This window comes from Streptomyces sp. Je 1-4 4N24 (genome assembly GCF_026239515.1).
GTDB lineage: Bacteria > Actinomycetota > Actinomycetes > Streptomycetales > Streptomycetaceae > Streptomyces > Streptomyces nigrescens.
In genome coordinates, this window is record NZ_CP110836.1 from 7,677,530 (window position 1) to 7,690,395 (window position 12,866).

A 12,866-nucleotide genomic window follows, 5' to 3' on the forward strand; every position below is an offset into this window, starting at 1 on the left:
GGTGCCGAAGCTTCCCCCTTCCCACCGGACAGAGGCGAAGCTCCCCCCTTCCCACCGGACAGAGGAGCGCGACATGGGTGACAAAGGTGCCATGGACAAGATGAAGGGCAAGGCCAAGCAGAAGGCCGGCAAGATCACGGGCGACGAGCGGCTGAAGGGCGAAGGCCGCGCGGACGAGGCCAAGGGCAGGTCGAAGGGCGCGATGAGCGACGCCAAGGAGAACCTCCGGGGGATGAAGGACTCCCTGAAGGGCAAGAACCGCTCCTGACGCCCGGCGGGGGCGTGGCGGACCCGCTGCCCCGTCTCCCGGAGCGTCCCCGGGCCCGCCACGCCCCCGCCGTACATCAGGTGGTTCAGGCCCCTCCGGACGGCACGGCCGACGACGCCCCGCCGTCCGGACCGGCCGTGCGGCCCCCGCCGGCCACCGGGCCCCCTTCCACCGCGTTCCCCTCCACCGCGGTGAGATCCCGGCTGCGGGTCTCCCGCGCCATGCCCACCGCGAGCAGCGTCAGCAGCGCGGCGGCGATGACGTACAGGGCGATCGGCGTCGGGCTGTCGTAGTCGGCGAGCAGCGCCGTCGCGATCAGCGGGGCGGGCGCCCCGGCCGCGACCGAGGAGAACTGGGCACCGATCGAGGCGCCCGAGTACCGCATCCGGGTCGCGAACATCTCCGCGAAGAAGGCCGCCTGCGGCGCGTACATCGCACCGTGGAAGACCAGGCCGACGCTCACCGCGAGCAGCAGCAGCCCGAAGCGGTTGGAGTCCACCAGCGCGAAGAACGGGAACGCCCAGACGCCGACGCCGGCCGCGCCCAGCAGATAGACCGGCCGGCGCCCGATCCGGTCCGAGAGCGCACCCCAGGCGGGGATCACCGCGAAGTGCAGCGCCGAGGCGATCAGTACGGCGTTCAGGGCGGTCTGCTGTGACAGCCCGGTGTGCGAGGTCGCATACACCAGCACAAACGCCGTGATCACGTAGTACGAGATGTTCTCGGCCATCCGCGCCCCCATCGCGATCAGCACATCCCGCCAGTGGTGCCTGAGCACCGCCACCAACGGCAGCCTCTCCAGCGCGGCACCCTCCGTCCGCCGGGCCTCGGCACGCGCCAACGCGGCCCGGAACACCGGCGATTCGTCCACCGAGAGCCGCACCCACAGCCCCACGACCACCAGCACGCCAGAGAGCAGGAACGGCACCCGCCAGCCCCAGGACGTGAACGCCGCATCCGACAGCAGCGCCGTCATCGCCGACAGCACCCCGGTGGCCAGCAACTGCCCGGCGGGTGCGCCGGTTTGCGGCCAGGACGCCCAGAACCCGCGCCGCCGGGCGTCCCCGTGCTCCGACACCAGCAGCACCGCGCCGCCCCACTCACCGCCCAGCGCGAACCCCTGGACCAGCCGCAGCGCGGTCAGCAGCACCGGCGCCGCCGTGCCGACCGTCGCATGGGTCGGCAGCAGCCCGATAGCGAAGGTCGCCCCGCCCATCAGCAGCAGGCTCAGCACCAGCAGCTCTTTGCGCCCCAGCCGGTCCCCGTAATGTCCGAAGACCAGCGCCCCGATGGGCCGCGCGGCAAAGCCCACCGCGTACGTCAGAAAGGACAGCAGGGTCCCGACAAGCGGATCGGACCCGGGGAAGAACAGCTTGTTGAACACCAGCGCGGCGGCGGACCCGTAGAGGAAGAAGTCGTACCACTCGACGGTCGTGCCGATCAGACTCGCGGCGACGATGCGCCTGAGGTTCGCGGACGCGGGCGGGGAGGTTGCGGGGGCGGCCATGGTCACCACTTCCGGGCGGCTACGCGGACGTTGACGTATCGCCACACCGTAGAAATCCCCAGGTCAGGCGCACATGTGGTGGGACACCACACTTCGGGGAGCAAGGGTGTCGGCACCGCCCGGGGAGGGCCGTCCGCAGGCCGCCGCCCATAGCTTGGACCGGCGCCGGTTGACGGCTCAGACCGGAGCGGGCCGGAAGGTGAGGGGCAGCCGGTCGGGATACCGCAGTGTCGCGCGGCGTTCGCGCCAGGGTCGTCCGGCGGGCCTGGGCGGCTGCGGTGACTGGAGCAGTCCGGTCAGCAAGGCCCGGATGACGATGCGGGCGAGCATCGCGCCGGAACAGGCGTGGGGGCCCCAGCCGAGCGAGAGGTGGCGGTTGGGACAGCAGACCGGTGCGGCGAGTGCAGTGGTACCAGCCGGAGATGAGTTCGCTGACCTTTTCGCGGGCCGCGAGCGCCGGCTCGCGGACTTCGGGGAGCAGGCCTGCATCCATACCGCGGAGCAGTGCGTCGGAGAGCGCCGCGAACTGAGCGAGGGGCAGGGGATCCACTCCCAGCAGCCGGCATACGGCCAAGAGTGCGACGGGGCGTGCGACCTCCGCGGTGAAGTCGAACTCCGGTGCGTCGGCATACTTGGCCACCAGCTCGCGGGTATCGGCCACGGCGGCGTCCCCGATGCCGTCGAGCGGCCAAGGACGGTTGCCCGGGAGCGAGTTCAGGCCTTTCGCAGCCGACGGCTGTGTCAGGCAACCGCGTTACTCTCCACAGCCTCTCCATGGGCGACTTTGTTCGATCGTCAATGGAGGACTGATGAGCAAAGCGAGAACCCTCCGCGGCACCTTGGCGGGCGCGGTCCTGATGGGGGCGGCGCTGGTGGGGGCGTCCGCCCCGCCCGCCGCCGCGGTCGTCGGGGGAGACCGGGCCGAGATCAAGAAGTATCCGTGGACGGTCGCTCTGACGTCGCAGGACGTGAAGGAACCGGACTGCGCGGGCACGCTCGTCGCGCCGCGCAAGGTCCTGACCGCGTCCCACTGCGTGAGCCCGGCCACCGTCGACGGCGTGCGTGTGGTGGGCGGACGGGAGGATCTGCGGGACACCCGCAAGGGCACCGTGCGCAAGGTGGCGAAGCTGTGGATCCACCCCAAGGCCGACACCGAAGGGAACGGCGCCACCTACGCACACGACCTCGCCGTCCTCACCCTCAACGCCCCCATGCCGTACCGGACCCTGCCGCTCGCCACCCCGGCGCAGCAGAAGCTGTACGAGGAAGGCACGCCCAACAGGGTCCTGGGCTGGGGCTCCACGACGGGCCGCGACGACGACCGCCGGGTGCCGCCACTGCAGACCGCGCTGATACCCAACCGGGGCGACGAGCAGTGCATCACGGCGTATGGCACCCGCCGGTACAGAAAGACCTACACGATGTGCCTCGGCTACCCGGCGGGCGGCGTCAGCGCATGTTCCGGGGACAGCGGGGGGCCGGTCGTGGTGCAGGGGCGGCTGGTCGGTGTCATCAGCGGCGGCGGCAGTTGTACCAGCCGCCTCTACCCGGGCGTCGCCGTGAAGGCGGCCTCCTACTACCCGCTCCTCCAGAGCCGGATCGCCGGATGAGGGGGCAGGGGAGCATCCACATGGCGCGACACTGGTACATGCGTTGGCCGGCCCTGGCAGGTCTCATGGTGCTGGTCGGCGCCGGCCTCGCCGTGCTGCCGGCGCACCCCGCCCAGGCCGTCATCGGCGGACAGAAATCCAGTACGGCAGCGGCACCGTGGACCGTCACGATCAACCTGTGGCGGCAGACCGACACCTATCCGCGCTCGGGGCAGTTCTGCGGCGGCACCCTGGTCACTCCGAGGAAGGTCGTCACCGCCGCCCACTGCGTCGTCGACGAGGCCCCCACCGATCTGGGGGTGGTCGCGGGCCGTACCGACCTGCGCCGCCACGACGGCCGGCTGCGCAAGGTGACCAAGGCCTGGATCCATCCGCGATTCGGCCGCCACCTGGAGAACGACGTCGCCGTCCTCACACTCGACAAGCCGATGCCACCGCGGTACACCCCGTTGCCCGTGGCCACCGCTGCCGACACCGGTCCGTACCGCCCCGGCACCCGTGCCCGGGTCCACGGCTGGGGCCTGCTGGACAACGAGGGCCGTGAGGCGAACGTGCTCCGGTCGGCGAACCTGCGGGTCCTGCCCGACCGGACATGCCAACGGCTCAACCCCTGGGGCGACTTCGACCCCAAGATGCACGTCTGTGCCAACGATCCGGTCACCGGCGCCCACCATGCCGAAGGTGACAGCGGCGGCCCGCTCGTCGCCGGCGGCAAGCTGATCGGGATCGTCAGCTGGCTGGCCAACGGCACCGCCGCCACCCCCACGCCCGGCGTCTACACCCGGGTCGCGGCCTTCTCCCGCGAGATCGACCGGCAGCTCAGGTAAGGGATGCGTGGAGAGCGGGGCGGCCGGATGGCCGGCCGCCCCGCCCCCGCCTTCGCCGGAGGAACACAGGCAGGTACGTCAGACGTCAGTACGTCAGCGCGTCGGACGCCGAGCCCTGCCAGTAGGTGACGGCGGCGTTGTTGTCCTTGTGCGTACCCGCGGGCAGGGTGAGCTTGAGGGGGGTGCCCGTCGAACCGGAACCGTTCCGCGGAGCGAAGTGCACCTCGAGGCTCTGGGCGGTACGGCCACCTGAGTCACCGCCGCCCTCGCCGCTGAGCAGGATCGAGGCGTAGGCGGACCGGCCCGGGGCGAGGGTCACGACGGCCTGCGGCCGGCTGTCCTCCATGATCCGGGTCGCCGACTGCTCGTCGTCGAAGCGCAGGAGGGGCGCCGAATAGGCATGGCAGGAGCGCGACCCCGTGTTGGTGATCGTGAGGAGCAAGTGATTGATGGGGCGTGTGACCTTGGTGATGACGGCCTTGGTGTTCGCTCCCGTACAGGTGACCGCCGAGCCGTCCGCGGTGCCTCCGCCCTTTCCGGTGCCTCCGCCCTTTCCGGCGTCTTTGCTCTGACCGCCGGAGGCGCCCTGTCCGGTGCCGGAACCCTCTCCTTGCGTCTTGCCGGTTCCGCCGGGCCTGCCGTTCGCGGTGGCGCCGCTGGAGGTGGCGCCGCTGGAGGTGGCCCCGGCCTCCGGGCGTGCCCCGGACGGGGTGCCGGACGCCGCCTCGCTGTCACCCTGGCAGGCGGACAGCGACAAGCCCGCGAGAAGGGCGGCGGTGGCGGCGGCAGCGGTACGGGATCGGACGGTGCGCATGGTGATTCGGTTTCTCCTAGCGAGTGGGTTCAGCGTCGGGTGATCAGCGAGATCACCACCGCGGCACAGATGATCAGCACGGCGATGGCGACAACATCGCTGGTGCACCAGCGGGTTCGCATGGCGCCTCCGGTCTCGGTGGTGCTGCTCACAGCGTGCGGGGTATGTGTGGGTGTGCCAACGATTCCGGGACAATGAGAGAAGCCGGAACGCTGGAACATGCGCTGACCTGGGGGAATGCCCACTCCCTGGAATGCTGTCCTGGAACGGCGCAACGGAGAGGGGAGCAGGGTGGGGACCGAGACAGAGGGATTTGCGGGGCTGCTCGGCCTGTTGAAGGAGCGCTCCGGTCGCAGCTACGGCGTCCTCGCCCGGCAGGTGCACATGAGCGTGTCCACGTTGCACCGGTACTGCAACGGCGATGCCGTGCCGAAGGACTTCGCGCCCGTCGACCGCCTCGCCAGGCGCTGCGGGGCGACAGCGGACGAACTCGTGGAGCTGCACCGGCGCTGGATCCTGGCCGACGAGGCCCGCAGACGAAACCGCTCGACGCCCGCCGCAACCACCTCGCCCACCGCTGGCGCCACACGGGCAGCAGCGGCCGACGCCGCGGGTACTCCGGCTGCTGTGCCGGGACCCTCGGCACCCAGGGCTGCTTCCGTTCCGCCGGAGACGTTCTTGGCCACCGCACCCACAAGCCCCGGCCCCCTCGTCGGTCGCGACACCGAGGTCGAGCGAACCGCCGAGTTACTGCGGATGCCGGCCGGCGGGGATCCGGTCCTGATCGTCACCGGGGATCCGGGTGCGGGCAAGACCGCACTGCTCGACGTGGCGCTCCACACCGCCCGCACGGCCGGGATGCGGGTGCTGAGGGCCGAAGGAGCGGAGCCCGAGGCGGAACTCGCCTTCTCCGGGCTGCACCAGCTCCTGAGCCCGGTGCTGGCAGAGGCGGAAGGGCTGCCCGTCCGCCAGCGGGGAGCGCTGCTGGCCGCTTTCGGGATGAACACCCAGGAAGCGGAGCGTGATCCGCTGCTCATCGGGCTGGCGGCCTGCACGCTGCTGGGCCGGGTCGCGGAGCGCAAGCGGCTGCTGGTCGTGGTCGACGATGCCCACTGGATCGACGCGGACTCCCTGCGCACAGTGGGTTTCGTGGCCCGGCGCCTGCACGGTCACCAGGTGGTGCTGCTGATCGCGACCCGTGACACCGCCCGGCTCACCGGACTGAGCCGGGGCCACCGCACCCTGGAGCTCGGTCCGCTGGACACGGCCGCGGCCAACCAGCTGCTCGACCAGCAGGGTTGCCCGCCCGCCGGACTCACCCGCCTGCACGTTCTCGACCAGTCGGTGGGCAACCCCCTGGCCCTGATCGAGTTCGCCGCGGCCCATGCGGCCGGCCGGGCCGCGCCCGTGCGCAGCGGTGAACCCCTCCCGCCCACCGAACGGCTGGAACGGTCCTTCGCCCACCGGTGGCGGCAACTGCCCGAAGAGACCCGGCAGATACTGCTGCTCGCCGCCGCCGACACCACCGTGGTCACCCTGCACGATCCCCGGGTGTGGCTGCCGGCCGAGGACGCCGGGCTGGTGCGGCTCCAGTCGGGCGGTGTCCGCTTCCATCATCCGCTGGTCCGCTCCGCGCTCTACCACGCCGCCACACCGCAGCAGCGGCGACAGGCGCATCTGGCCGCGGCCGCGGCGCTGGCCGACGCTCCCGACCGGCAGTCCTGGCACCGTGCGGCGGCGGCCACCGGACCCGACGAGGACGTCGCCACCGCCCTGGAGCGAACCGCCGAACGGACCTGGCAGCGCGGCGGATATGCGGAAGCGGCCAAGGCGTGGAACCGTGCGGCCGAGCTCAGCCCGGTGCCGGACGAGGGCGCCCGCCGCTTCGTCCACGCCGCGCAGTCGGCGATCCTGTCCGGGCAGATGTCCTGGGTCGAGCAGCTGACCGACCAGGCCCTCGCCCTCACCGACGACCGGTCCCTGCGCGCCCTCGCCGCGCTCCGCGCAGGGCAGGCGCTGGCGCTGACCCCCCTGCGGGCGGCCGCAGCCGGCGTCCTGCTGCGCACCGCCGAGGACTGCCTGGCGGTGGACCCCGACCTCGCCCGGGAGGCTCTCGCCACCGTGGCCCTGGTCGCCTACTACACCGGCGATCCCGCCCAGCAGCGGGCGGTGGAGCGGATGTTGCCCCGGACCGGAGGAGAGCGGGGCAAGGATCTCGTCCGGCTCTGGACCCAGGCGCTGACCGACCCCTCGTCGGACCGGGAGGGGCTACTGGCGGACCTGCACGCCCTGGTGGGGGACGCCAACCCGCCCGGGGAGCTGACCGCCCTGGGCACCATCGCCTGGCTGCTCGACGAAACCTCTCTGGCCCTCACCCTGTTCCACCGGGCGGCCCATCGGCCGACGGGGCCGCCGCTCCCCGCCGGCCTGCGCTGCGCGGCCGGATGGGCCAACTTGGAACACGGGGACTGGGACCAGGCCAGGAAGGTCGCCGACGCCTCCGCGCAGGGGGCAGCCGACTCCGGCCTCGCCCACACCGCGGCCGCGGCGCTGGCACTCCACGCCGGCCTGTCCGCCCTGCAAGGGAGGACCGAGGCGGCACGGACGGCCGCCCAGGAAGCACTGGCCTCCGTCACCCCCCACGGCAGCGGGGCGGTGGTGGTCCGCGCCCGGTGGGCTCTGGGCATGGCGGCCACGGCCGAGGGCGACCACGACACGGCCTTCGCGCACCTCCGCATGCTGTTCACCGCCGACGGCAAGGAGGCGCACTACCACGCCTCGCTGCCCGGCGTCGCCGACATGGCGGCCGCCGCCGCACGCACCGGCCGCCACGACCAGGCAACGCTGATCGTCGAGCGGGTGGCGGACCGCCTGGAACACGGCTCGCCACGGCAGCGGACCGCGCTGTCCCGGGCGAGAGCACTGCTCGCCGGTCCCGCCGCCGCACCGCACTTCACCGCGGCACTGGCACAACCCGGCGCGGAGCACCGGCCGTTCGAGCACGCTCAGACGCTTCTGGACCACGGTGAATGGCTGCGCCGACGGCTGCGTACCGGCGAGGCCCGGGTCTCGCTGATGACCGCACTGGAGATCTTCCGGCGACTGGGTGCACAGCCCTGGGCCGCCCGCACCACGTCCGAACTGCGCGCGGCCGGCATCCGGCAAACCACCCCGGCACCCCACGCCCTGCAGGCCCTCACCGCACAGCAGCAGCAGATCGTACGCCTTGCGGCACAGGGGCTGACGAACCGGGAAATCGGCGAGCGCCTGATGCTGTCCCCCCGCACCGTCGGTTCCCACCTCTACCGCTCCTTCCCCGAGCTGGGCGTCACCACCCGCGCCCAACTCCGCGACCTGCTGGACCGGTTCTCCGCGGCCGGCACCCCACCGGAACCGGCCTGACGGTCCCTCTCCCGGCCGTGCCTACCGCGCCTCGCCCCGTGCGCCGACTGCCCTCCCGTCCACCGCGAAGTGCAGTCATCCGTCCGATGCGCCCGCCCCAAGGGCTGCTTCAGGATGGCGTCCGGCACACCGTTGCCCTGGAGGAGAGAGGCAGTTCCCGTGGAGTCGATGGTTCTGGGCGACGTGGAGATCACCCGCGTGGTGGAGAAGGAGTGGCGCACGAGACCGCCCCACGAGATGTTCCCCCAGCTCGCGCCGGAATTCTGGGAACGCAACAGATCATGGCTGTCACCGGCGTTCTGGGACGCCGACGACGGCGTGCTGGTCAGCTGTACGCACACCTGGGTGCTGCGCAGCGAGGGCAAGGTCGTGCTGATCGACACCGGCATCGGCAACGACAAGCAGCGGCCCAGCGCGCCACCGTTCCATCAGCAGAACAGCGACTTCCTCGGCGCGCTCGCAAGGGCAGGGGTCCAGCCCGAGGACGTCGACATCGTGGTGAACACCCATCTGCACGCCGATCATGTCGGCTGGAACACCCGTCTGACGCAGGGCGAATGGGTGCCCACCTTCCCGAACGCGACCTATCTGCTGCCGGAGCCGGACCACCACTTCTGGAACCCCGCCCACGACCTCGCGCGCCGCTCGGGCGCCGCCAACCAGAACGTCTTCGAAGACAGCGTCGAGCCCGTCGTCCGGGCCGGCCGGTCCCTCCTGTGGCGCGACGGGTACGACATCGACGCCCACCTTCGTCTCGAACCCGCTCCCGGGCACACCCCGGGATCCGCGGTGGTCGTGCTGGAGTCGGGGACGGATCGCGCCGTCTTCGCGGGCGATCTGCTGCACAGCCCCGCACAGGTCGTCGAGCCGGACAGCAACAGCTGCTTCTGTGAGGACCAGGAGCAGGCACGGGCCTCCCGTCGCCGGGTGCTCCAGTGGGCAGCCGATCACACCGCCCTGGTCCTGCCCGCCCATGTACGCGGTAGTGCCGCCTTCGAAGTGGCCTCCCGCGGGAGCGCCTTCGCGATCACCCGCTGGGCGGACCGTCAACCGGGCTGCCGTGCGCAGGGGGAGGAGTAGCACTCCCATGCCTCACCGCGTACGTGTGAAGACCTCCGCAGGCACGGTCCTGGGCCGGCAGGACGCAGGGGTGAGCGTCTTCTGGAACATCCCCTACGCGGCCGCTCCGGTCGGTACCGGGCGGTTCGCGGCGCCCGTAGCTCCGGCGCCGTGGAGCGGTGTGCGGGACGCCGGTGAGCCCGGCCCCACCGCCCCCGCGGCGCCGCGGGCGGGCTTCGGCCCCCTGGACATGTCGTCCCTCCTGGGCTCCGGGTGGGTCACCGGAGAGGACTACCTCAGCGTCAACGTGTGGACCCCGAGCCCGCACCGGGACCGGCTGCCGGTGATGGTGTACGTGCACGGCGGGGGCTTCCTCAACGGCTCCGGACGTGCGGAGCTCTACGACGGCACCGGGTTCGCGCGCGACGGCGTCGTGCTGGTGACGCTGAACTACCGTCTGGGCGCCACGGGTTGGCTGGACGTGCCGGGAGCGCCGGCGAACCGCGGCCTGCTCGATGTGATCGCGGCGCTCGGCTGGGTGCGGGATAACATCGCCGGTTTCGGCGGGGACCCGGACAAGGTGACGGTGTTCGGCCAGTCGGCCGGGGCGATGATCGTGGCCGCGCTGCTGGCCGCTCCGCAGGCCGAGGGGCTGTTCCGGCGTGCGATCAGCCAGAGCGGCAGCGGTCTGTGCGCGTTCGCCCCGCAGCAGGCCGAGCGGGTCACCCGCGCGGTGGCGGCGCGGCTCGGTATCGCCCCCTCTGCCGGCGCCTTCGCCGACATCCCTGACGACCGGCTGGTGTCCGCGGTGGCCGGGCTCGGCCCGGTCGACGTCGCCGGCGACGGCCACTACGACACGTCCTTGGGCAGCAGCCCGTTCAAGCCCGTCCTCGACGGTGCCGTGCTGTCGCAGCAGCCGGTGGACGCGGTGGCCGGCGGCAGCGGGAGCGCAGTCGACCTGCTCATCGGCACCAACGCCGACGAGGCCAACCTGTACCTCGTGCCGACCGGGCGGGCCGCGGGGATCACCGAGGCGGAGGTGGCGGCCGCCGCGGCCCGCCGCCACCCGGACCCTGCGGCACTCGTCGCCGCACACCGGGCGCAGCGGCCGGACGTGTCCCCCGGCGAGCTGCTGGCGCACCTGATCACCGACGCCTTCACCGAGGGGAGCAGACAGCTCGCGGACGCCCATGCCGCGCGCTCGGCGGCCGGCACCTACGCCTATCTGTTCCGTTGGCGGCCGGCTGCGTTCGGCGGCTCCCTCGGTGCGTGCCACTGCGTCGAGCTGCCCTTCGTCTTCGACCGCACCGGGTTGCCCGGGCTCCGCGGCCCCCGGGCACTGCTCGGGGACGGGGACCTGCCGCCGGACCTCGCGTCGCGCATGCACCGGGCCTGGATCGGTTTCGCCGCGACCGGCGATCCGGGCTGGCAGCCGTACCGGACCGAGGAGCGAGCCGAGGAGCGAACCGAAGACCGGGCCGGGGACCGAGCCGAAGACCGGACCGAGGCCCGAGCCGTCCAGACCATCGACGCGCGGTGGACGATGCCGCAGGTCAGTGCGGGGAGCAACGGCGCTTGAGGGAGCCGGGGGAGGCGGACGGGGCAGGCGCGGGTGCCGTGGCGGCCGTGGCCGGGAGAAGACCGTCAGAAATTTTTTCCACCTCCCACCAATCCACCGGCGTTCCGGCTCCGAATCACGCTCGACACCTCACCGAGGTGTTGCTGTCGAACCCGGACGACGTGCGGTCCCCCCTCCTTCGCGGAGGCCGCCGGAAAAGGAACGATCGTGATAGCCAAGCGCACCAGCCGCCTCGCCGTACTCGTCGCTCTGCCCGCCGCCCTGGCCCTCACCGTGGGCGCCTCGTCCCAGGCCGTCGCCGAGGGCACCGGAGCGTTCCAGATCAACCTGGCGCAACTGAACGACTCCGGTTCCAAGGGCACGGCGATGCTCAGCCTCCAGGGCAACCGGCTGACCGTGAAGATCGAGTCCGAGGGACTCGTGCCCGGACAGCCCTCCGCCCAGCACCTCCACGGCTCCACCGAAGGCCATGACTTCCACTGCCCGGACGCCAGCGACGACACGAACGGCGACGGCGTCCTCAACAACACCGAAGCCACGGTCGATTACGGCGACATCAACATCTCGCTCACCACCAAGGGACCCACGGACATGGCGAGCGGTCTCGCCGTCGACCGGATGCCGGTGGCGAACGCGCAGGGCAAGGTCTCCTACGAGCGCACGCTCGCCGTCTCCCAGGACGTGGTCGAGCACATCAAGGACCTGCACATCGTGCAGCACGGCATCGACCGCAACGACAACAAGAAGTACGACTTCGAGGGGGCGGGCAAGAGCGAACTCGATCCCAAGCTCCCCCAGGAGGCCACCGCTCCGACCAACTGCGGTGAGGTACTGGGCGCCGCGGTGGGTTCCATTCCGGTCGGCGGGGTCGAGACCGGCACCGGGCCCGCCGAGGAGAACGGGGTTCCGGCCGCGGTGATGGGCGCCGGCGGGGCCGCCCTCGTGGGGACGGCCGGTGCGCTGGTCTTCGCACGGCGGCGGAAGTCCGTGCTCGCCGCCGGGCGGGCCGGGGGCAACGGGGCCGCCGCGTGAGCCGCCGGAACGAGGACACCGTGATCACCGTACGCCGCCGGGGCCACCGCGCCACCGGCTACGCCCTCGCCGCGGCACTGTCGGCCGTGCTCCTCGCCGGGTGCGGAGGGCAGGACGCCGCGCCGCCCCAGTCGCTCCCCGCCGGGCAGGAGCCGGGGGGCGGCGGGCAGTCGTCGGACGGCGAGGCGCCGGGTGGCGAGGCGTCGGGCGGCTCCGGGAGCCAAGCTGCCGCCGGCATGCCGAAGTCGGCTCCGCAGCGGCTCTCCATCCCTTCGCTCAATGTCTCCTCCTCGCTGGAGACGCTGGGACAGCAGAAGAACGGGACCATGCAGACCCCCAGGGACCCCGACAAGGCGGGCTGGTACCAGCCGGGGCCGACGCCCGGCTCCAAGGGACCGGCCGTGATCGCCGGCCATGTCTCCTGGAACGGCAAGCCGTCGGTGTTCCACAAGCTGACGTCGCTGAAGCGCGGTGACAGCATCGAGGTGGCCCGGCAGGACGGGAAGACGGCCAAGTTCACCGTCGACCGCATCGCCCAGTACCCGAAGAAGAAGTTCCCCACGCTCGAGGTGTACAAGAACCTCGATCACGCCGGTCTCCGCCTGATCACCTGCGGCGGGGACTACGACAAGGGCCAGCACTACTACCCCGACAACGTGGTGGTGTTCGCCAGCCTCACGGGCAGCGCGTAGACCGGACGCGCGCCCACCGGCCGGCGGTCCGGCGCCCTCGCACGGGCGACCGGGCCGCTCGCCGGTGCCCCCGGCC

General features: G+C 72.1%; 11 protein-coding genes. 8 read left to right on the forward strand and 3 right to left on the reverse strand.

What is annotated here, in order from left to right:
- Positions 1 to 73 precede the first annotated feature (73 nt).
- Positions 74 to 268: a CsbD family protein gene (locus tag SLV14N_RS33615; RefSeq protein WP_208686162.1), complete on the forward strand. Its 195-nt coding sequence runs from the start codon at positions 74 to 76 to the stop codon at positions 266 to 268.
- 85 nt (positions 269 to 353) lie between these two features.
- On the opposite strand, the gene SLV14N_RS33620 is transcribed toward SLV14N_RS33615, so the two are convergent.
- Positions 354 to 1,775, reverse strand: coding sequence for an MFS transporter (locus SLV14N_RS33620; protein ID WP_263272402.1), 1,422 nt, complete (start codon positions 1,773 to 1,775; stop codon positions 354 to 356).
- A gap of 809 nt (positions 1,776 to 2,584) precedes the next feature.
- Between SLV14N_RS33620 and SLV14N_RS33625 the strand changes: the two genes are divergently transcribed.
- Both SLV14N_RS33625 and SLV14N_RS33630 read left to right on the forward strand, forming a co-directional pair.
- On the forward strand, positions 2,585 to 3,385 hold the full coding sequence (locus tag SLV14N_RS33625; RefSeq protein WP_263272403.1) for a trypsin-like serine protease: 801 nt from the start codon (positions 2,585 to 2,587) through the stop codon (positions 3,383 to 3,385).
- 20 nt (positions 3,386 to 3,405) lie between these two features.
- Complete coding sequence (locus SLV14N_RS33630; protein ID WP_263272404.1) at positions 3,406 to 4,212, forward strand: trypsin-like serine protease; 807 nt, start codon at positions 3,406 to 3,408, stop codon at positions 4,210 to 4,212.
- An 85-nt stretch (positions 4,213 to 4,297) separates the two neighbouring features.
- Here the strand turns inward: SLV14N_RS33630 and SLV14N_RS33635 are convergent, their stop codons facing one another.
- Positions 4,298 to 5,026 (reverse strand): DUF4232 domain-containing protein, encoded by a 729-nt coding sequence (locus SLV14N_RS33635; RefSeq protein ID WP_263272405.1) that lies wholly within the window; start codon positions 5,024 to 5,026, stop codon positions 4,298 to 4,300.
- 29 nt (positions 5,027 to 5,055) lie between these two features.
- The gene (locus tag SLV14N_RS33640) at positions 5,056 to 5,178 is read right to left on the reverse strand and encodes a hypothetical protein (RefSeq protein ID WP_259670587.1); all 123 of its coding nucleotides are present in this window, start codon (positions 5,176 to 5,178) and stop codon (positions 5,056 to 5,058) included.
- Between the two features lie 139 nt (positions 5,179 to 5,317).
- Here SLV14N_RS33640 and SLV14N_RS33645 point away from each other — a divergent pair, with 139 nt between their 5' ends.
- The 5 genes from SLV14N_RS33645 (at position 5,318) to SLV14N_RS33665 (ending at position 12,790) form a co-directional block, all read left to right on the forward strand.
- Positions 5,318 to 8,428, forward strand: a complete 3,111-nt coding sequence (locus SLV14N_RS33645; protein ID WP_263272406.1) for an AAA family ATPase — start codon at positions 5,318 to 5,320, stop codon at positions 8,426 to 8,428.
- 159 nt (positions 8,429 to 8,587) lie between these two features.
- Complete coding sequence (locus SLV14N_RS33650; RefSeq protein WP_263272407.1) at positions 8,588 to 9,508, forward strand: MBL fold metallo-hydrolase; 921 nt, start codon at positions 8,588 to 8,590, stop codon at positions 9,506 to 9,508.
- A gap of 7 nt (positions 9,509 to 9,515) precedes the next feature.
- Positions 9,516 to 11,066, forward strand: a complete 1,551-nt coding sequence (locus SLV14N_RS33655) for a carboxylesterase/lipase family protein (RefSeq protein WP_263272408.1) — start codon at positions 9,516 to 9,518, stop codon at positions 11,064 to 11,066.
- A gap of 207 nt (positions 11,067 to 11,273) precedes the next feature.
- Complete coding sequence (locus SLV14N_RS33660) at positions 11,274 to 12,098, forward strand: hypothetical protein (protein ID WP_263272409.1); 825 nt, start codon at positions 11,274 to 11,276, stop codon at positions 12,096 to 12,098.
- Entirely contained in the window at positions 12,095 to 12,790 is a 696-nt protein-coding gene (locus SLV14N_RS33665) for a class F sortase (protein ID WP_259670589.1), read from the forward strand. Before SLV14N_RS33660 ends, SLV14N_RS33665 begins: the two co-directional genes overlap by 4 nt.
- Positions 12,791 to 12,866 lie beyond the last annotated feature (76 nt).

Coding starts and splice junctions, on each gene's coding strand:
- SLV14N_RS33655 (WP_263272408.1), top strand. CDS start 9,516: ATGCCTCACCGCGTACGTGTGAAGACCTCCGCAGGCACGGTCCTGGGC.
- SLV14N_RS33630 (WP_263272404.1), top strand. CDS start 3,406: ATGGCGCGACACTGGTACATGCGTTGGCCGGCCCTGGCAGGTCTCATG.
- SLV14N_RS33635 (WP_263272405.1), bottom strand. CDS start 5,026: ATGCGCACCGTCCGATCCCGTACCGCTGCCGCCGCCACCGCCGCCCTT.
- SLV14N_RS33620 (WP_263272402.1), bottom strand. CDS start 1,775: ATGGCCGCCCCCGCAACCTCCCCGCCCGCGTCCGCGAACCTCAGGCGC.
- SLV14N_RS33615 (WP_208686162.1), top strand. CDS start 74: ATGGGTGACAAAGGTGCCATGGACAAGATGAAGGGCAAGGCCAAGCAG.
- SLV14N_RS33625 (WP_263272403.1), top strand. CDS start 2,585: ATGAGCAAAGCGAGAACCCTCCGCGGCACCTTGGCGGGCGCGGTCCTG.